Below are 19,338 nucleotides of genomic sequence, written 5' to 3' on the forward strand. Positions count from 1 at the left end.
CCAAATTTATATGAAGAAGTTTATTGCATTTGCAGCAATGTTAACACTAGTAATTGGCTGTGGTAAGTCAGGAGACAAAGGTGAATTAGTTGGTGTTACAGGAGGGAAATGGCATCCCGAGAAGCCTTATGGAATGACATTAGTTCCGGGTGGATCTTTTATTATGGGTAAATCAGATGCTGATTTAGCTAACGTAGAAGATGCCCCAACTAAAACTGTAACTGTTCGTTCATTTTATATGGATGAAACTGAAATTACAAATAGTGAGTACCGCCAATTCGTAGAGTGGGTAAAAGATTCTACAATGAGAGTTCGTTTAGCAATTTTAGCTGATGAAACAGGACAGAAAGCTACTGATGGTAAAGGTTCAAAAGGCGGAAGTATTGCTGATTATGCTTTCAATGATTCTGATCCAGAAAAAATGACAGCTTATGATAAATATATGTACGATAACTATTATAGTGTTGGTACAAAAGATGATCCATATGCTGGAAGAAAATTAAACAGAAAAGTTAAGTTAATTAAAGATACAAAAGCTTATCCAGATGAGTATTATGCTGAAGTAATGGATTCTATGTATTTACCAATTGAAGAATCATATAATGGTTTAAGAACAATTGATGTAAATAAATTGAAATTCCGTTATTCTTGGATGGATATTCAAGCTGCTGCAAAAGCTAAAGTTGGAAAAAGAAGTGACTTCGTAAAAACAGAGCAGGTAAGTGTATATCCTGATACTGCAGTTTGGATTAAAGATTTCGCTTACTCCTATAATGAGCCAATGCATAACGATTATTTCTGGCATAAAGCTTATGGAGAATATCCTGTAGTTGGTGTTACTTGGAAACAAGCAAAAGCATTTTGTGCTTGGAGAACACTAAACAAAAACAGTTATATTAAATCTAAGAAAAAAGGGCGTGACTTAGTAAATGCTTTCAGGTTGCCAACTGAAGCAGAATGGGAGTACGCTGCAAGAGGTGGTCTGGAATCTGCTACTTATCCTTGGGGAGGTCCTTACACTAAAAGTGATAGAGGTTGTTTCTTAGCAAACTTCAAACCAAGCAGAGGAGATTATGCTGCTGATGAAGCATTATATACTGTTGAAGCTAAATCTTACGATGTAAACGGTTACGGATTATATAACATGGCAGGAAACGTTTCAGAATGGACTGACTCAGCTTACAATCCTAATGCTTACGAGTATGTTTCAACAATGAATCCAAACGTAATTGATGGTAAAAATCAAAGAAAAGTGGTTCGTGGAGGTTCTTGGAAAGATGTTGCTTACTTCTTACAAGTTAGTACTCGTGATCACGAATATGCTGATTCAGCTAGAAGTTATATCGGATTTAGAACTGTACAAGATTACATGGGAACTCAAGTAACTGGAAGCTCTAACAAAAGAAAGTAATTTATAATTTTATCAATATCCAACAAATCTATTTAAATTAAAACCTAAAAAAAAGTATTATGGCATTATTAAGTAAAAAAGCAATGAATTTCGCTTATGGTATGGGAGCGGCAGTGGTAATCGTTGGAGCTTTATTCAAAATTACTCACTTTGAAATTGGACCATTAACAGGAACAGTTATGCTTTCAGTAGGATTAGTTACTGAGGCGTTAATCTTTGCACTTTCTGCTTTCGAACCTGTTGAAGACGAGTTAGACTGGACTCTTGTTTACCCTGAATTAGCTAACGGACAAGCTAGAAAAAAAGAGGTTAAAGTTGAAGCTCCAACAGAAGCTCAAGGATTATTATCTCAAAAATTAGACACATTATTAAAAGAAGCTAAAATTGACGGTGAATTAATGTCAAGTTTAGGAAACAGCATCAAAAACTTCGAATCTGCTGCTAAAGGAATTGCTCCAACTGTAGATTCAATTGCAGGACAAAAGAAATATTCTGAAGAATTATCTGTTGCTGCAGCTCAAATGGAATCATTAAACAGCTTATATAAAGTTCAGTTAGAAAGCGCTTCTAGAAACGCTGAAGCTAACAAAGAAATCGCTGAAAACGCTTCTAAATTAAAAGAGCAAATGGCATCTATGACTGCTAATATTGCCTCTTTAAACAGTGTTTACGGTGGTATGCTTTCTGCAATGAGTAACAAAGGATAATTAGTTTTTAACTAATATTAAATTTATTAATAAAGAACTAATTAGAAAAAAATGGCAGGAGGAAAATTAACCCCTAGACAGAAGATGATTAACCTGATGTATCTGGTTTTCATCGCAATGTTAGCAATGAACGTATCAAAAGAAGTTATCTCTGCTTTTGGTTTGATGAACGAAAAATTTGAAAGTGCAAATACAAGTTCAACTGAAACAAATGCAGGTTTATTAACATCTTTGGATCAAAAAGCAGCTGAAGCAAAAGGAGAATTTGCTATTGCTGCAGTTACTGCTCACAAAGTTGAAACAATTACAAAAGATTTTTATGATTATATAGCTACTCTAAAAGCGCAAGCTGTTAAAGGTTTTGAAGTTGAAAAAGAAACTGGAAAACTTCCTTACGAAGCAATGGATAGAGGAGATAATATCGACGACTGGTTTACAGGAGACGGTTACACTAAAAAAGGTAACGAAATTATCGCTAAAATCGAAAAATACAAAGCTGATATTAAAGGTGCTTTAGGTACAGATAAAAAATACGCAGCAATTATTTCTGAGGTTGAAAAGAAATTTGATGTTTCTGATGTTAAGAACAAAGATGGTATCAAAGAAAAATATTTGGCTTATCACTTCAAAGGATTCCCTGCAATTGCATCTGCTGCAAAACTTTCAACTTGGCAAAATGATGTTAAAAAAGTGGAAACTGATGTTTACAACAGTGCTTTAGGAAAAGCTGCGGTTGCTGCTGCTTCTTACAGTAATTACCAAGCAATTGTTGTTTTAGACAAAAATGCTTATTTCCAAGGTGAAAAAGTTACTGGTAAAGTTGTTTTAGGTCGTTATGACGAAAATACTAAACCTACTTCATTCCAAGGTCCTGGACAAATCGTAAACGGACAAGCTGTTATCTCTTTAACTGCTGGTGGAGTTGGAGAACAAGATATCAACGGACAATTTACTTTCTTAGAAGATGGTAAAAACATTCCATTGAAATTCTCTGGAAAATATGTTGTAGTTCCAAGACCAAACTCTGCTACAATTTCTGCAGATAAAATGAATGTTGTATATAGAGGAGTTGTTAATCCAATCTCTGTATCATTCGCTGGTGTTGACGCTAACAAAATTGTTGCTAGTGCTCCAGGATTAGCTTCTGCTGGAAAACCAGGAAAATATAACATGAGCCCAGGTCAAGGTACTGAAACTACAATTTCTGTAACTGGTACATTACCAAACGGTGATAAAGTAACAGACAAGAAAACATTCAGAATTAAAGGTATTCCTGGTCCAACAGGAACAATTAGAGGAGAAATGGGTGTTGTAAAAGGACCTAAATCTAACTTAGAAGTTGCTACTATTGGAGCTAAACTTCTTGATTTTGATTTTGAAGTTGGTTTAGATGTTGTTGGATTCAATATGAAAATTGCTGGACAGCCTACAGTTGTTGTTTCAGGAAACAAAATGAATGCACAATGTAAACAAGTACTTTCAAGAGCAGGTAAAGGAGACCAAGTTACTATTTCTGAAATTAAAACTAAATTAGTTGGTGCTGGTAGTTACTTATTACCAAGAACTGCTCCAGTAATTTACGAAATACAATAATAAAGTAGTGCAAACTACGTTCAATATCTTATAATGATACCACGATGAAAGTAAGAAATTTTTTAATAGCAGTTGTTTCTATCGCTGGAGGTTTTGCTTCTAATGCGCAATCTAATTTGCTTAACGCAAAAACACCTGATCAGATTGGACTTAAAACTCCTGCTCAACTTATATCTGACAATGATAAGCCTTTAGCTTATGGTTATGTAGATGATAGAGATATTTTGATGGGAAAAACTACTTGGGAAATCATTGATTTAAATGAAAAAATCAATTTTCCATTATACTTTCCTGTAGATACAGCTAATATTGGTGCAAATAGACGTTCTCTTTACGATGTTTTGACTAAAGCTATTAAAGGTGGAAAAGTAACTGAAGTTTATACCGATAGTTATTTTAATACTAAAAAATCTATGAAAGACATCGAAGGATCTTTATCTCGTATTGATACAACAGATGCAGGTAGAGAGTTAATTAACCAATATCCAGACGACTACAAATCACGTGTAGTGAAGAAAAAAGTAGTAACTGGAAAAGGTAAAAACAAAAGTGTTTCTTATGTAGAAGAAACAGTTGGACCAACAAGAACTGTTCCTGCTGAATACATTTTGAAACAAGATCTTACTGCTGCAGATGTTACTCAGTATAAAATTAAAGGGTACTGGTATTTTGATAAACGTCAAAGTGAATTGAAATATCGTTTACTTGGAATTTGTCCAGTAACTCCAGACGTTTATACAATGAATAGTGATGAAAAGGATTATATTGAGTTGTTTTGGGTATTCTTCCCAAATGCAAGAGAAGCACTGCATGAAGCAAAAGCTTTTAATGACAACAACTCAGCTCTTCCAATTTCATTTGATCAGATTTTAAATTCAAGACGTTTTAATGCTGTTGTATACAAAGAAGAGAATCTTTATGGAGATAGAGCTATTAGCGATTACATGAAAGACAATGCTCAAAATCAATTGTTAGAATCTGAAAGAGTGAAAGAAAAAATTCGCAATTTCGAACAAGATATGTGGAACTACTAAGTTGATACATAACATTATAATTAAAAAACTCTTACTACATTTGTAGTAAGAGTTTTTTTTTGCGGATAAATAAAGGTAATTTTTAAGTTGTAACATTAAGACTTAAACTCTATAAAATTATTTATGTAGGAAAAATAACAATATTTATGATAAAATTTCGTTTAATGTCTTGTAATAATTATGATGATGAAAATAAGAAATTTTTTAATAGCTATTGTTTCCCTTATCGGAAGCTTAGCTTCTACGGCACAGTCTAACCTGCTTAATGCCAAAACCGCTGATCAAATTGGAATTAAGACACCAGCGCAAATGATATCTGATAATGATAAGCCTTTAGCTTATGGTTATGTTGATGATCGAGATATCTTAATGGGGAAAACTACTTGGGAAATTATTGATTTGAATGAAAAAATTAATTTTCCATTATATTTTCCTGTAGATACTGCTAATATTGGTCCAGACAGACGCTCTCTTTATGATGTTTTAACGAAAGCAATCAAGAATGGCAGGATAACGGAGGTATATGCTGATAGTTATTTTAATACTAAAAAATCGCTTAAAGATATTGAAGGAGCGTTATCACGTGTAGATACGACAGATGGAGGTAGAGAGCTTATTAATCAATATCCTGATGATTATAGAAGTCGTGTTGTTAAGAAGAAAATTGTCACGGGCACAGGGAAAAATAAAAAAGTGACTTACGAAGATCAAACAGTCGGACCTACAAGAACTGTTCCAGCCGAATATATTTTAAGACAGGATCTTACGTCAGCAGATGTTAGTCAGTATAAAATTAAGGGATTTTGGTATTTTGATAAGCGTCAAAGTGAATTGAAATATCGCTTGCTAGGAATTTGCCCTGTAACTCCTGATGTTTACACAATGAATAGCGATGAGAAAGATTACATCGAGTTGTTTTGGGTATTCTTTCCAAATGCTCGAGAGGTATTGCATGAAGCAAAAGCTTTTAACGATCAAAATTCTGCACTTCCAATTTCGTTTGATCAAATATTGAACTCGCGAAGATTTAATGCGGTTATTTATAAAGAAGAGAATATGTACGGAGATCGCGAAATTAAAGATTATATTCGAGATGATGCCCAAAGTCAGTTATTAGAATCGGAAAGAGTAAAAGAGAAAATTCGGAATTTTGAACAAGATATGTGGAATTACTAAGTTCTGAAATTACATTATAAGAAAAACTCTTGTTACCTTTGTAATAAGAGTTTTTTATCTTTATCAATACACTTGCAAATGCTTGATTATTTAATCGTCGGATCTGGACTGGCTGGAATTTCTTTCGCCGAAATTGCACTTAAAAACAATAAAACTATTTTGGTTTTGGATAATAAATCCCAGAATTCATCACGAGTGGCGGGTGGTTTATATAATCCTGTTATTTTAAAGCGTTTTAGCGAGGTTTGGAAAGCACAAGAGCAGCTAGCTTTGATGAATGAGTTTTACGATCAGATTGAAGATAAATTAAAAGAGAAATTCAATTTTAAAATGCCGGTTCTCAGAAAGTTCTTTTCAATCGAAGAACAAAACAACTGGTTTGCTGCTTCTGATAAAATAAACTTGGCACCTTTCCTGTCTACCAAATTAATTACTACGAAATATAATAGTATTGATTCTCCCTTTGATTATGGAGAGGTTTTACATACAGGTTATGTTAAGACTGCTTTATTATTAGATAGTTATAGAGAATATTTGCTTCAGAATAATTTGCTCATAGACGATTCTTTTCACAGCAGTTTCTTGGAGTTTTTGGAATCTGGAATTCAGTATAAAAATATCAAAGCACGTCATATTATTTTTGCAGAAGGTTTCGGAATGCATAAAAATCCTTATTTTAATTATCTGCCTCTCGATGGTACCAAAGGCGAATTATTTATTATAAGAGCGCCAAAGTTAAACATTGATGTAATTGTAAATACCAGTGTTTTTATTTTGCCGCTTGGTGGAAATTTGTTCAAAGTTGGAGCAACTTACAATTGGAAGGATAAAACAGACACGCCTACAGAAGAAGGTAAACAAGAACTTTTAGACCGCATCAAAGAAATTATAACCTGCGATTTTGAAATAATAAAGCACTTTGGCGGTGTACGTCCAACAGTTTCGGATAGGAGACCACTTTTGGGAACTCATGAAGTTTATAAGTCACTCCATATTCTAAACGGACTAGGGACACGTGGCGTAATGCTGGGTCCGGCAATGGCCAAAGCTTTATACGATCATATCGAAAACAATATTCCCTTAGACCGCGAAGCAGATATTAAGCGATTCCACAAAAGATATTTAAAAAGTATTATTTCCGACCGGCATTAGGATCATAAGAAACAAACATATTTATATATAAGTTTCTGGAAAGGCGCAGTACAAAAGGAAATAAAACCACTAAAGTCAAAATAATTGCTACAAAAGATTGTTCGATTGTTGCTCCAAAAAAGACAAAAGAAACAATAAAAGCTGCAATTCCTACCCCCACATTTAATCCGTAACTTACATACATTGCGCCATAAAAAAATGAAGGTTCAATTTGGTATTTAAAACCGCAATGACCGCAATTCTCATTCATCTTTAAAACTTTAGTTAAATGAAGCGGATTCTTGTCTTCATACATGCTTTCATTTTGGCATTTTGGACAACTTCCAGTTACAATACTATTTAGCTTTGATCCTTTTTTCAACATTTTTATTATTATTATTGAGTGTAAAATGACGGTTCAATTGAAGATTAATGAGGTATTAAAATTCTTTATTTATTCACCATTTATTAAAATGTAAAGATAGTTAATATGATTGTCTTTTTTTACTTTTCGTTGCTGGATCATTTAAATGCTCTTTTTGATGATTTGCAAGTATAAAATAAAGTTTTTTTAATTATGATATAAAATTATTCTGTTTTTGTTGATAAATATTTTCATTTTTACGGAATCCCTCATTATTCAATGGTCTTCTTTTTTGTATTATTGTACAGGTTAATTTTTTAATATAAAATATTATAATGGCAATAAATTTACAAAAAGGGCAAAAAATTGATATCGGATTGTCTAATATTACTGTTGGTTTAGGTTGGGATCCTAATGAGGGCACAGGACATGATTTTGATCTAGATGCGTCGGCAATAATGATAAATGCAAATCGAAAACTTTTAGGAGAGAGCTATTTTGTCTTTTATAATAATTTATCATCTCCAGACGGTGCTTTACTGCATACGGGTGATGATCCTACAGGAGGAAATAGTGACGGTGACGATGATGAGGCTATAAAAGTGGACTTAAGTAAAATTGACCCAGCTGTAGAAGAAATTCTTTTTGTAGTTACAATTGAGGATTTTGAACGCAGAAAACAAAATTTTGGACAAGTTAGGAATTCATATATCAGAATTGTTGATGATTCTAACGGGCAGGAAATTGCTAAGTATGAGCTGGGAGAAGATTTTTCTATAGAAACAGGTGTTGAATTTGGAAGATTGTATAAAAGAAATGGCAATTGGAAATTTGAAGCTTCTGGAATTGGTTACAGAGCCGATTTAAGTTATTTTCTAGAAAAATATTATTCTGGAGAAATAATAAAATAACTAAAAGTTTCGCCTTTGTAAAAAAGTAATTTCGACGAGAATTACTTTATGATTTTAATTTTAAACGCAGACTTTTGAAAATAAATTATGAAAATTACAGCCATCTTTCGTTTGATTTGTGGCTTACATTAATAAAATCGCATCCAGAATTTAAGCAGAAAAGAAATTTATTGTTTAGAGATTTTTTTGAGATTGAACATGGAATCGAGAAAGTAAATGAAGTGATTCGATATTACGATGTTTTATGCAATAATATTAATGAAAAAACCGGATTAAATATAGATACGTACGAAATTTATTACTTAATTTTGAGCGCTCTTAATGTTGATTTAAATAAAAATGGAACAGATCGCTTTCTACAATTCTATGGTCATACAGAAGAATTGTTCTTAGAATATAAACCGGTTTTAATTTATTCTGACATCGAAAAAGTATTCAAAAAAGTAACAGATGAAGGGAAGTCTATAAATATTTTAAGTAACACAGCATTCATTAAAGGAAATACTTTGCGAAAAGTACTAGAATATTATAACCTGGCAGAATATTTTAAGTTTCAGATTTATTCTGATGAAGTAGGATTTTCAAAGCCAAATACTGAAATTTTTCAGTTAGTATTTGACGAAGTAAGTAAATATAAAACCATAGAAAAAAAAGATGTTTTGCATGTTGGTGATAATAGTATTGCTGATTATGATGGAGCCACAAAATTTGGTTTTAACGCACATCTATTAAAAATATAAAAGTGAATAAAAGTTACAGTTTACATAAAATTACTGATGAAAAAATCTGTCCTTTTAAAGAAGCAGAATACAGCAGATTTAAGTTTGGAGATAAGTTTTATGCAGAGAAATTTGCTGAAGACCTCTTCGACGGCTTTGTTGATCAACACAGAGATTTAATTTTATCTGATAGAGAAATAGTTATTCTGCCGAGTCCTTATTTATCCATTCCAACAGCATCCAACTTTTTATGCTACTATTTTAAAAAAGAGCTGAATAGTTTTTTGTTTAAAAATGGAAAAAAAGCTTGTATTGAATCTAAGATTTACAGAAACCAAACCTATGTAACAGATTACGGAAATTTAGATTTTGAACAAAGAGTAAAATTAATATCGAATGATACCTATTATATCGATCGTAATTTTATTGAAGGCAAATTATGCATTTTTGTAGATGACATTAAAATAACAGGAAGTCATGAGCATACTGTCAATAAAATATTAAATCAATACGAAGTACAAGGCGATTTTCTGTTTGTTTATTATGCAGAATTAGTCAATAAAGAGGTTCATCCAAAAATAGAAAATCATTACAATTATTTTGCTGTAAAAAACGTAGAAGATATTGTGTCTATTGTAAACAGCGAAGATTTTCAATACAATACAAGAATTGTAAAGTACATATTAAGTCTCGAAAATAAGCAGTTTGCGTACTTAATATCGAACATTTCCAGAAAAAAAAGCAATGAGTTATTTCATCTCGCAATAAGTAATAATTATCATCACATTTTAGAATACAAAAACAATATTAACGTAATAAAAATAGATTAGATTATGGCCATTAATTTGCAGAAAGGACAAAGAGAAAATATTAATGCACCAAAATTTACCATTGGTTTAGGATGGGATACAAACATTAGCAGCACAGGTACTAGTTTCGATCTTGATGCCTCAGCTTTTATTGTAGGTGCAAATGGAAAAATATTATCTGATGCTCATTTTATCTTTTATAATAATCTAAAAGCTCCAGACGAATCGGTTATTCATACAGGAGATAATTTAACAGGAGATGGAGATGGAGATGATGAACAAATCAAAATCGATCTAACTAAAATTGACAGTGCTGTAAAAGAAATCTGTATCGTTGTTACTATTCATGATGCTCAAGACAGAAAACAGAATTTTGGACAAGTGCGTAATTCATTCATTCGTATTGTAGATGATTCTAATAATACTGAAATGGTTAAGTATGAATTAGAAGAGGATTTCTCAATTGAAACTGCAGTTGAATTTGGAAGAATTTACAATAAAGACGGACAATGGAAATTTGAAGCAATGGGTGTGGGAATGAAAGGCGGATTAGAGGATTATTTAAATAAATATAACTAAGATATGGCAATTAATTTAGAAAAAGGACAACGTATTAATCTTGAAAAAAGTAACGGTTCAAAGCTGGTAAACATCTGTGTTGGTGTGAATTGGGGAGCAATCGAAAAAAAAGGATTTTTTGGCAGTAAAAAAGAAGCAGTAGATTTAGATGCAAGCTGTGCCGTTTACGATGACAAAAAAAATCATATTGATTCGGTAAACTTTAGAAAATTAATTTCTAGTGACCGTGCTATTAAACATAGCGGGGACGATTTAACGGGAGATTTAAATGGTGATGACGGATTAGATAATGAAGTTATTACGTTAGATTTTTCTCAATTAACACCTGCTGCAAGTTATGTTGCGTTTTTTATAAATAGTTTTAGAGGCCAGGATTTTAAAGATATTCCTTTTGCATCTATTAGAATTTACGAAGGAACTCCAACGAGGGTAAGTCAAGAATTTGCTCGTTATGATATTGCAAACGATGCTTCTTTTGCAGGAAATGTATCGATGGTTTTAGGCGTTTTTTATAAAAGAAACGACGAATGGAAATTTAACGCAGTTGGAGTACCAACAAACGATAAAAAACTAGAACAAACTATTGTTACGATTCAAGAGAATCACCTATAAAATCATGGAAAACCAATTAGTTACTCAGGAGAATTCTGCTTTAATTGATAAAGATGGAAATGTGAACTTGGCTTCAATTACAGAAGCAGAAGTAAACAGCTATAAAAGCATTTCAAATCAATTAAATGAAAATGATGCCAATTCAATCTTGAATTATGGTGCAGAAATTCAAAATTCTATAGCTAAACAAAGTGATAATTTCTTAACGAATGTAAGAACTTACAATTCAGGAGAAGTAGGCTCTTTGATTAATGATTTATTGACAGAATTAAATTATGTAGATGTTGATCAATTAGATCAAGGTCCGTTTAAAAGATTTTTGTCAAAAATTCCATTGCTTAATAAGTTTATTATAGATGTAAAAAAATTATTCCAAGAATACGACAGAATTACTGTAAACATTGATAAAATCAGTAATAAAGTTAAGGCAGGAATGATTAATTCTGTAAAAGACAACAGTGCTCTTCAAACAATGTTTGATGGGAATGTGAATCTTATTAAAGAAATGGAAAAACACATCATTGCAGGACAAATTCGTTTTAAAGAATTGAACGAAGAACTTGCAGTAATGGAAGGTAATAGTGCACAATATCAGGATTATCAAATTTCTGATAAAAGAACTTTCATTAATCGTCTAGACAAGCGTCTTGCCGATATGAAAATTGTACGTTTTATTATGCTTCAGTCTTTAGCGCAAATTAGAGTTGTACAAAATAACAATACCTCTATTGCCGAAAAAGCACAGTCTATCCTGACGACAACAATGCCAGTTTGGAAAAATCAGCTGACATTGGCGGTTGCTTTACAGAGACAAAAGCAAAATATTGAAGTACAAAGAAGAGTGTCAGAAACGACAAATACTATTTTACAGAAAAATGCAGAAATGCTGAAACAAAACAGTATTGAGGTTGCTAAAGAAAACGAGAATACTATCGTTTCTCTCGAAACTCTTAAAATGACGACGAAATCTTTGATTGATACTTTGACAGAAGTAAAACAAATTCACGAGCAGGGTACAGAAACCAGAAGACAGCTTGATGCTGGTTTACAAAGTCTTGAACAAGAATTGAAAAAAGGTGTTATAAGCTAAATATAAGAGTAAAATATTTGTAAAAACTAATGCAGGAGGAAGAGGAAAGATATCTTCAAATAATAAAAGAAAGCAACAGAAAGCTTGTGATTTTAGAATTGTTATCCAATTTCTTTAATCACAAGGATCTTGTTGGAGTATTGGTAAGGACAAAAATCATTCACACACTCTTTCAAAACAATAGAATACTGGATATTAATAAACTGGAATTATTTCATATTCAGTATACAAATAGTCTTATTGATTTATTTCAAAAAATTAAAAAATCAAAAGAACAGCAGTACGTTTTAATTTCGGATGAGATTTATATTAATGATGATATTCTGTCGAAATTAAAATTAGAGATGGGAGAGACAAAGCTGGCAAAACAAATGCAGCTGCACGCTCAGAATATGTCAAAAAAGATACAAGAACTCTATCAGTTATTCGTAACAGAAAATGATGTTTTTTTTAATTGGAATGATTTATTAACATTCTCTCAAAGTGTTCAGGCTGAGTATTACAGAGAAATAACAATTGATCAGTACGAAAAGCTTTCGCAGTTTAATAAAAGCGTTTACGAAAATGAATATGCTAAATTCGAAAGGAAACTTTTAGGACGTTTAAATATCCTGAATTTTAAAATTAAGTTTTCCTGCGGTTTAGTTTGTAATAATGAAATTATTGAGGTTTATGAGTTTAGGGATTCTAATGATAAGTTTGTTTTTGTAGCAAACGAAAAAGCATTTTATTTTCTAAATGAAGAAGCAGTTAAAGGAATCGATATTTCAAAAAATGATTCTTCTAAAAAAACAATTGTAAAAAGCCTTAAAAATAAAAATGCTGAGTTGAAAAATGAGCTTAGCACAATAAAAACAACTCTGCCCGAAAGTGTGCTGGAGGTGTTAAATGAATATCTTGAAAAAATTTCGTCTGTAGATTTTCTGGATGAATTACAGAATGTTGATGAACAGACCAATATTTTAAAAACAATGTTGAATATTAATATTAATTAAACAATAAAATGGCAATTAATTTAGAGAAAGGACAAAGACAAAGTATCGATGCTCCAAAATTTACTGTAGGATTAGGATGGGATAGTAATTCAAGCAGCACAGGGTCAAGTTTTGATTTGGATGCTTCAGTTTTTTTAGTTGGTGCAAATGGAAAAATTCCAAATGACAATCATTTTATTTATTACAATAATTTAAAATCTCCAGATCAGGCAGTTACTCACGCAGGTGACAATTTAACGGGAGATGGCGACGGCGACGATGAAAAAATTTACATCGACTTGTCTAAAATTTCTCCAGACGTTTATGAAATCTGTTTTGTGGTTACAATTCATCATGCAGATACAAAAAGACAAAACTTCGGTCAAATCAGAAATTCATTTATCAGAATTTTGGATCAGTCTAATGTAGAGTTGGTTAAGTATGAACTTGATGAAGATTTTTCTATAGAAACGGCGGTTGAATTTGGAAGAATTTACAAAAGAAATGACGAATGGAAATTTGAAGCTGTTGGTATCGGAATGAAAGGCGGTTTACAAGATTACTTAAATAAATATAATTAATTTAAAAAACATTAACTCAAAATGGCAATTAACTTAACCAAAGGTCAAAAAATTGATTTAAGAAAAACGAGTGGGGAAACTTTAACAAACTTCTGTGTTGGAGTAAATTGGGGAGCAATCGAAACGAAAGGCTTTTTAGGATTATCAAAAAATGTAGTAGATATCGATTTAGATTTAAGCTGCGTATTGATCGATGATCAAAATAAACTTTGCGATCACTTATATTCTCCTTTGTATAGAGTGGAAGTTTTACAACAATTTGGTTTACCAAAAGGTAAATTAGTTAGTGTTGACGGAGCTTTAAAGCATACTGGTGATGATCTTGCAGGAGATACTGGCGGGGATGACGGATTAGATAATGAAATTATCACAGTTGACCTTTCTAAAGTTGATGCAAAAGTGAATCAAATATTTTTCTTTTTGAATAATGCAGGAAAAGAAGATTTTTCTCAAATTCCATATGCAAAAATCAGAATGTATGAAGGAACTCCAACAAGAGTAGTTTCTGAATTTGCTTCGTATAATGTAGCCGCAGACCGTCAATACGTAAATAAGCGTTCAATCATTATGGGGAAATTGTACAAACGTAACGGAGAATGGAAATTCAGTGCAATTGGTGATCCAACAGATGATACGTTTTTAGGACAAACTATTCACAAAATCGTTCAGTCTTACCTATAATGCAAATCAAAAATATCGAAGGACTAAGAGTTTCTCAGGTAAGAGACCTAGTCGATCAAGGCGGGAAGTTTGTGATCTTTCCGTACACCATTTCATTTGTTATAATGACTTTAAAAAGAAGCTCTGATATCTATTTTATCAGACCTGATGAAAATACTTTCAAGTATTCTTATGGATATGTTTTATTAAATTTCTTTATCGGATGGTGGGGATTTCCATGGGGACCAATTTATACAATTGGCTCATTTTATCATCATATAGTAGGAGGTAAAGACCTTACTCAATTAGTAATGAGTGAATTGATACAAAATGATCCTGAAGCTAATACAAGTACTTATAATATTGGTGGAGTTGAAAGCTCTAATCAGGCTAGTAATGCCTCTGAAACACCAACTTATAATATCCCTGTTTAAATAAATTATACCATGAGAAGACTGCCTGTTTACTTACTATTAGATACATCTGGTTCAATGACTGGTGAGCCCATCGAAGCTGTTAAAAACGGCGTGCAGATGATGATTAGTTCACTTCGTCAAAATCCACAAGCTATTGAAACTGCTTTTTTGAGTGTGATTACTTTTGACAGTACTGCACAGCAAATTATTCCGTTGACGGATTTAGCCTCTTTTCAAATGGTTGATTTAAAAGCAACTGGAGTAACTGCTCTAGGCGAAGCTTTAAAATTAACTGCACAGAAAATAGAAACTGAAGTTGCAAAAACAACAACAGAGCAAAAAGGTGACTGGAAACCATTAGTTTTTATTATGACCGATGGAATTCCGACAGATAACTGGGAAAGCGGTCTTGCAGAATTTAAAAAAGTAAAAACAGCTTTTACTGTTGCATGCGCTGCAGGGGGCGGAGCAGATACCAGTGTGTTGAAACAAATAACAGATACTGTTGTGAGTCTGGAGAATGCAGACAGTTCAAGTATTGGAAAGTTTTTTCAATGGGTAACAGCTTCAATTGGTGTAACATCTACAAAAATTGAAGATTCAGGCAGAGAATTTACAAATGTAAAAGAATTACCTCCGCCGCCATCTGAACTAAACATTGTAGTTTAAGTTTAGGGAAGGCGGAGTTTATAATACCGTTTTAATAATAGTTCGGTAATTTATTGTTTACTAGTTTTTATAAATCATTATGAGAAGACTACCAGTATATTTTTTGCTAGATACTTCAGGTTCAATGTATGGAGAACCGATTCAAGCGTTGAATAATGCTTTAAGCGGTATGATTAACACATTGCGTTCAGATGCTCAGGCTCTCGATTCGCTTTGGATTAGTATTATAACTTACGATCGAGAAGTAAAAGAAATTGTTCCTTTGACAGAATTGGTTCATTTTCAGCTTCCCGAAATAACTTGTCCACAAAGTGGTCCAACCAATACAGGTGCAGGATTAGATTTTGTAATTCAGAAAGTGAAAACTGAGGTTATAAAAGGATCTGAAACAATAAAAGGCGACTGGAAACCATTATTATTTGTTTTTACTGATGGAAAACCATCAGATATTCAATTCTACAGAGAAAAAATTCAAGAAATAAAAGCCTTAAATTTTGGTGCAGTTGTAGGTTGCGCGGCCGGACATATGGCAAACGACAGCATTCTTAAAGAACTTACAGACAATGTAGTGCATTTAGATTCTGCTGATAGTTCTACTTTGAAGCAATTTTTTAAATGGGTTTCTGAAACCATCGAACAAGGAAATAAAAGTCAGGGAACGGGAGAAAGTGTAACCCTGCCGCCACCGCCAAGCGAAATAACAGTTGTGGTTTAATCTAAAAAATGCTTGATATGTTATTTACATTTTCAAAAGCACTCATACATGTTGCAACGGCAATTGATGAGGCTTATCAGGAAGGGAGAGAAAATGAACTTGAAAATATAGAATTAAGTTCTGATCAGATATTAGAAACAATGAATATTGATAACATTACTATATGTTACGAAACTACAGGAATTGATAATTTTGATATTAAAAATATAGAGCAGATTTTAAGACAGAATTACACTAAAAACGAGTTTGGAATTCACTATATTATTGTTCGAAAAAATTGTGCTTATTTAAAAGTAACACATGATATTCCTCTTCAGGGAAGAAATAAATGTTATGGTACTTGTTTTTCAATTAATTATATGGAACCTAATAAGGGAGTTGCTGTATATGGATATTCAACTAAAAATACCGCAGAAAGAGAGGCTTTTAAGGAAATGGCGAGCGAGATAATCAAGGCACTTTCATAATGTATATAATTAAGCTTATCATTGAAATTCTGATTATTGCATTATTTTTTTATTCCAAATTATTGCCATATAAAGACAAACTACATCCCCAATATAAATCTATTTTTGATTTTTTCAATAGTATATTTTCTCCCATATTCAATTTCTTAAAAACCACAATAAAACCTTTTCAAGTAGGTGTAGGTCTTGCAGTTGATATGACACAGATCGTACTATTAATTATTTTTTTAATGCTATTAAAATTCCTTTAAAATGAGAAGATTACCAATATATTTTTTAATCGATATTTCTGAATCAATGGTTGGAGAACCAATTCAACAGGTTGAAGAAGGATTGGCCACTATAATTCAGGCATTAAAAACAGATCCACATGCTTTAGAAACGGTTTATGTTTCTATCATCGTTTTTGCCGGCCAGCCTAAAACATTGGTGCCTTTACAGGAAATAGTGAGTTTTTATCCTCCTAAATTCCCGATAGGAAGCGGTACATCACTAAGTAAGGGGCTTGGACATTTAATGTATGAACTAAGAAGTAATATCGTTAAAACGACTTATGAAGTAAAAGGAGATTGGAAACCAATAGTATTCTTATTTACAGATGGTGTTCCGACAGATGATACGCAGGCAGCTATAAGTGAATGGAAAAATAATTGGCAGCGAACAGCAAATCTAATTGCAGTTTCTTTTGGAAACGAAACAGATACAAAACTATTGGGACAGCTTACAGAAAATGTACTTCATTTTAAAAATACAAATGTTCAATCGTATAAAGAGTTTTTTAAATGGGTTACAGATTCTATTAAAACAAGCAGTATTAGTGTTGAAAATAACTCATCTGGATTTGAATTGGCAAAATTAGATGGAGAAACAATTTCTAAAATTGATTTAACGAAAGAAGAACCAAACAAACAGTATGTTGATGATAATTACGTCGTTCTTAGTGGGAAATGCCAAAATACAAAGAGACCTTATTTGATGAAATACCGCAAAAACATTGCGCCTTCAATATATGCAGGAATTGAGCTGGCTTCAAAAAATTACAAACTAGTAGGGGCTTATCAGGTTGATAATAATTATTTTGAATTGGCAGATAACTCTAATTTCAACAATAAGGTAAATACCGAAGAACTATTTGGCGCACCAACCTGTCCCTGTTGCGGCAATCAAATTGCTTTTGCAGTATGTGTATGTCAAAAAATTCATTGTATTGGCGACGAGCAAATCAGTACATGTCCATGGTGTAATAATCAAGGATCTTATGGATATGGAGAAGGCGGTTTTGATGTTAACAGAACACAAGGATAATACGTATGGAAGAGACCAAAAGATACCTACAGTCTTTATTATTCCAAAATAAAATAGATATTCCCGAAAGTAAACAAACTCTTTTTGAAGATTTCATTAATAATGAAAACAATATTACAGCAGTAAAAATAATTAAAGAAAAACAGCGGATGATTATGCAAAATTGGAATTTAAAAAATCGAATTGATGATATTACACATCAATCTGTTTTTCTGCCAAACGGTACTGTAAATAAAATATACGAAGCCAAAATTGATTTTGCGCAGCTGGGCTGGATTGATTTTACTTCTTTCGAAATTCAAAATTTAGAAGAAACGGGACTTACTTTTGACCATGATAGTAAATTGCTTTTTGGAATCCCAATAATAAGTGGTGATTTAAAAATTAAACTCCTTTTTAAAATTGAAGGCGAATCTGAGGAAACGCCATTTCATGAAAAGATAATGACCGTTATTGTAAATCCAGATCCAAAATCACTTTGGAAAAATATAGAAAGCGATAGAAATGCTCCTTTTGCCAAAGATGATCATGTTGCAATTTCGAGCACTTTTTTAGATAAAAAAATTGTTGTGGCCTCAAAAAGAGGAAGAAGTCATGCAAATGTCGGCTCTTTTAGAGAAGACGATTTTGCATTCAAAAATTTAGATTCAAATGGCTGGAGTGTCTTAGGAGTTTCTGATGGAGCAGGTTCTGCGGCATTATCCCGAAAAGGTTCAAAATTGGCCTGCGACACTGTTGTTGACTATTTTGAACAAAATCTTGATAAAGAAAATCTAAAGGATTTTGACGAAATTTTGCTAGAGCACTATAAAAAAACAGATTTAGAAACATCAAAAAAAATAAGTCATTTTGTTTATAACACTTTATTAAAAGCAGCTCATTTCGTCAATCAGAAGATCGAAGAATTTGCTGGTAATATTGATGAAGAACTGAAAAAATTTCATGCGACTTTAATTTTCGCTTTAGTTAAAAAATATGATTTCGGATATGCCATCTTAACTTTTGGAGTTGGAGATTGTCCGATAGGTTTATTAAATAAAGATTTGACTGAAGTGACATTAATGAATTTTATAGACGTTGGCGAATTTGGGGGCGGTACAAGATTTATTACAATGCCGGAAATTTTTCAAAGTGAGAAACTTTCTTCCCGATTCGGCTTTAAATTAGTTGATGATTTCTCTTATTTAATGCTGATGACTGACGGAATTTACGATCCAAAATTTGTAGTTGAGGCCAATTTGGAAAAAATTGAAAAATGGAACGAATTTTTGTCTGACTTAAAAGGGAATAATCAAGACAATTCTAAAGTTGATTTTGATGATGAAAACGGAGATGTTGCAGCCCAGCTTTCTAATTGGATGGACTTTTGGAGTCCTGGAAATCATGATGATAGAACTCTTGCTATAATTTATTAA

At 32.3% G+C, this 19,338-nt stretch carries 22 protein-coding genes; 21 read left to right on the forward strand and 1 reads right to left on the reverse strand.

Going from position 1 to position 19,338, the window contains the following annotated elements:
* Window positions 1-10: 10 nt before the first annotated feature.
* From porK to HYN86_RS08685, 6 genes are all read left to right on the forward strand, one after another.
* Window positions 11-1,411 carry a T9SS ring complex lipoprotein PorK/GldK gene (gene porK / locus HYN86_RS08660; protein WP_113677673.1) on the forward strand — a complete coding sequence of 467 codons (1,401 nt, stop codon included), beginning with the start codon at window positions 11-13 and terminating at the stop codon, window positions 1,409-1,411.
* Window positions 1,412-1,470: 59 nt separating this feature from the next.
* Window positions 1,471-2,118, forward strand: a complete 648-nt coding sequence (gene porL / locus HYN86_RS08665) for a type IX secretion system motor protein PorL/GldL (protein WP_113677674.1) — start codon at window positions 1,471-1,473, stop codon at window positions 2,116-2,118.
* Between the two features lie 51 nt (window positions 2,119-2,169).
* The gene (porM, locus tag HYN86_RS08670; RefSeq protein ID WP_113677675.1) at window positions 2,170-3,711 is read left to right on the forward strand and encodes a type IX secretion system motor protein PorM/GldM; all 1,542 of its coding nucleotides are present in this window, start codon (window positions 2,170-2,172) and stop codon (window positions 3,709-3,711) included.
* A 44-nt stretch (window positions 3,712-3,755) separates the two neighbouring features.
* On the forward strand, window positions 3,756-4,745 hold the full coding sequence (porN, locus tag HYN86_RS08675; protein ID WP_057117156.1) for a type IX secretion system ring subunit PorN/GldN: 990 nt from the start codon (window positions 3,756-3,758) through the stop codon (window positions 4,743-4,745).
* Between the two features lie 186 nt (window positions 4,746-4,931).
* Window positions 4,932-5,921: a type IX secretion system ring subunit PorN/GldN gene (gene porN / locus HYN86_RS08680; protein WP_113679894.1), complete on the forward strand. Its 990-nt coding sequence runs from the start codon at window positions 4,932-4,934 to the stop codon at window positions 5,919-5,921.
* Between the two features lie 78 nt (window positions 5,922-5,999).
* Window positions 6,000-7,073, forward strand: coding sequence for an NAD(P)/FAD-dependent oxidoreductase (locus HYN86_RS08685; protein WP_113677676.1), 1,074 nt, complete (start codon window positions 6,000-6,002; stop codon window positions 7,071-7,073).
* Here HYN86_RS08685 and HYN86_RS08690 read toward each other — a convergent pair.
* Complete coding sequence (locus tag HYN86_RS08690) at window positions 7,054-7,437, reverse strand: DUF983 domain-containing protein (protein WP_113677677.1); 384 nt, start codon at window positions 7,435-7,437, stop codon at window positions 7,054-7,056. The genes HYN86_RS08685 and HYN86_RS08690 overlap by 20 nt on opposite strands.
* Window positions 7,438-7,751: 314 nt before the next feature.
* On the opposite strand from HYN86_RS08690, the gene HYN86_RS08695 reads away from it, so the two are divergent.
* The 15 genes from HYN86_RS08695 to HYN86_RS08770 all read left to right on the forward strand — a co-directional run bounded on the left by HYN86_RS08695 (window position 7,752) and on the right by HYN86_RS08770 (window position 19,338).
* On the forward strand, window positions 7,752-8,327 hold the full coding sequence (locus HYN86_RS08695; RefSeq protein ID WP_057117152.1) for a TerD family protein: 576 nt from the start codon (window positions 7,752-7,754) through the stop codon (window positions 8,325-8,327).
* A 74-nt stretch (window positions 8,328-8,401) separates the two neighbouring features.
* The gene (locus HYN86_RS08700) at window positions 8,402-9,067 is read left to right on the forward strand and encodes an HAD family hydrolase (RefSeq protein ID WP_113677678.1); all 666 of its coding nucleotides are present in this window, start codon (window positions 8,402-8,404) and stop codon (window positions 9,065-9,067) included.
* Between the two features lie 2 nt (window positions 9,068-9,069).
* The gene (locus HYN86_RS08705) at window positions 9,070-9,876 is read left to right on the forward strand and encodes a phosphoribosyltransferase family protein (protein WP_113677679.1); all 807 of its coding nucleotides are present in this window, start codon (window positions 9,070-9,072) and stop codon (window positions 9,874-9,876) included.
* A gap of 3 nt (window positions 9,877-9,879) precedes the next feature.
* The gene (locus tag HYN86_RS08710) at window positions 9,880-10,434 is read left to right on the forward strand and encodes a TerD family protein (protein WP_113677680.1); all 555 of its coding nucleotides are present in this window, start codon (window positions 9,880-9,882) and stop codon (window positions 10,432-10,434) included.
* Window positions 10,435-10,437: 3 nt separating this feature from the next.
* Window positions 10,438-11,046 carry a TerD family protein gene (locus HYN86_RS08715; RefSeq protein ID WP_113677681.1) on the forward strand — a complete coding sequence of 203 codons (609 nt, stop codon included), beginning with the start codon at window positions 10,438-10,440 and terminating at the stop codon, window positions 11,044-11,046.
* 4 nt (window positions 11,047-11,050) lie between these two features.
* Window positions 11,051-12,136: a toxic anion resistance protein gene (locus HYN86_RS08720; RefSeq protein WP_057117147.1), complete on the forward strand. Its 1,086-nt coding sequence runs from the start codon at window positions 11,051-11,053 to the stop codon at window positions 12,134-12,136.
* 29 nt (window positions 12,137-12,165) lie between these two features.
* Entirely contained in the window at window positions 12,166-13,131 is a 966-nt protein-coding gene (locus HYN86_RS08725; protein WP_113677682.1) for a hypothetical protein, read from the forward strand.
* 8 nt (window positions 13,132-13,139) lie between these two features.
* Entirely contained in the window at window positions 13,140-13,691 is a 552-nt protein-coding gene (locus tag HYN86_RS08730; protein WP_057117145.1) for a TerD family protein, read from the forward strand.
* Window positions 13,692-13,712: 21 nt separating this feature from the next.
* Window positions 13,713-14,372 (forward strand): TerD family protein, encoded by a 660-nt coding sequence (locus HYN86_RS08735; protein WP_057117144.1) that lies wholly within the window; start codon window positions 13,713-13,715, stop codon window positions 14,370-14,372.
* On the forward strand, window positions 14,372-14,785 hold the full coding sequence (locus tag HYN86_RS08740) for a hypothetical protein (protein WP_113677683.1): 414 nt from the start codon (window positions 14,372-14,374) through the stop codon (window positions 14,783-14,785). The genes HYN86_RS08735 and HYN86_RS08740 overlap by 1 nt, the downstream gene beginning before the upstream one ends.
* A gap of 12 nt (window positions 14,786-14,797) precedes the next feature.
* Entirely contained in the window at window positions 14,798-15,436 is a 639-nt protein-coding gene (locus HYN86_RS08745; protein ID WP_113677684.1) for a vWA domain-containing protein, read from the forward strand.
* Between the two features lie 79 nt (window positions 15,437-15,515).
* On the forward strand, window positions 15,516-16,151 hold the full coding sequence (locus HYN86_RS08750; protein ID WP_113677685.1) for a vWA domain-containing protein: 636 nt from the start codon (window positions 15,516-15,518) through the stop codon (window positions 16,149-16,151).
* A gap of 17 nt (window positions 16,152-16,168) precedes the next feature.
* The gene (locus tag HYN86_RS08755) at window positions 16,169-16,618 is read left to right on the forward strand and encodes a hypothetical protein (RefSeq protein WP_113677686.1); all 450 of its coding nucleotides are present in this window, start codon (window positions 16,169-16,171) and stop codon (window positions 16,616-16,618) included.
* Window positions 16,619-16,870: 252 nt separating this feature from the next.
* A complete protein-coding gene (locus tag HYN86_RS08765; RefSeq protein ID WP_113677688.1) occupies window positions 16,871-17,923 on the forward strand; it encodes a TerY-C metal binding domain-containing protein in 1,053 nt (350 codons plus the stop codon).
* Window positions 17,924-17,928: 5 nt separating this feature from the next.
* Window positions 17,929-19,338, forward strand: coding sequence for a PP2C family serine/threonine-protein phosphatase (locus HYN86_RS08770; RefSeq protein ID WP_113677689.1), 1,410 nt, complete (start codon window positions 17,929-17,931; stop codon window positions 19,336-19,338).

The sequence above is a fragment of the Flavobacterium fluviale genome, from assembly GCF_003312915.1.
Lineage (GTDB): Bacteria > Bacteroidota > Bacteroidia > Flavobacteriales > Flavobacteriaceae > Flavobacterium > Flavobacterium fluviale.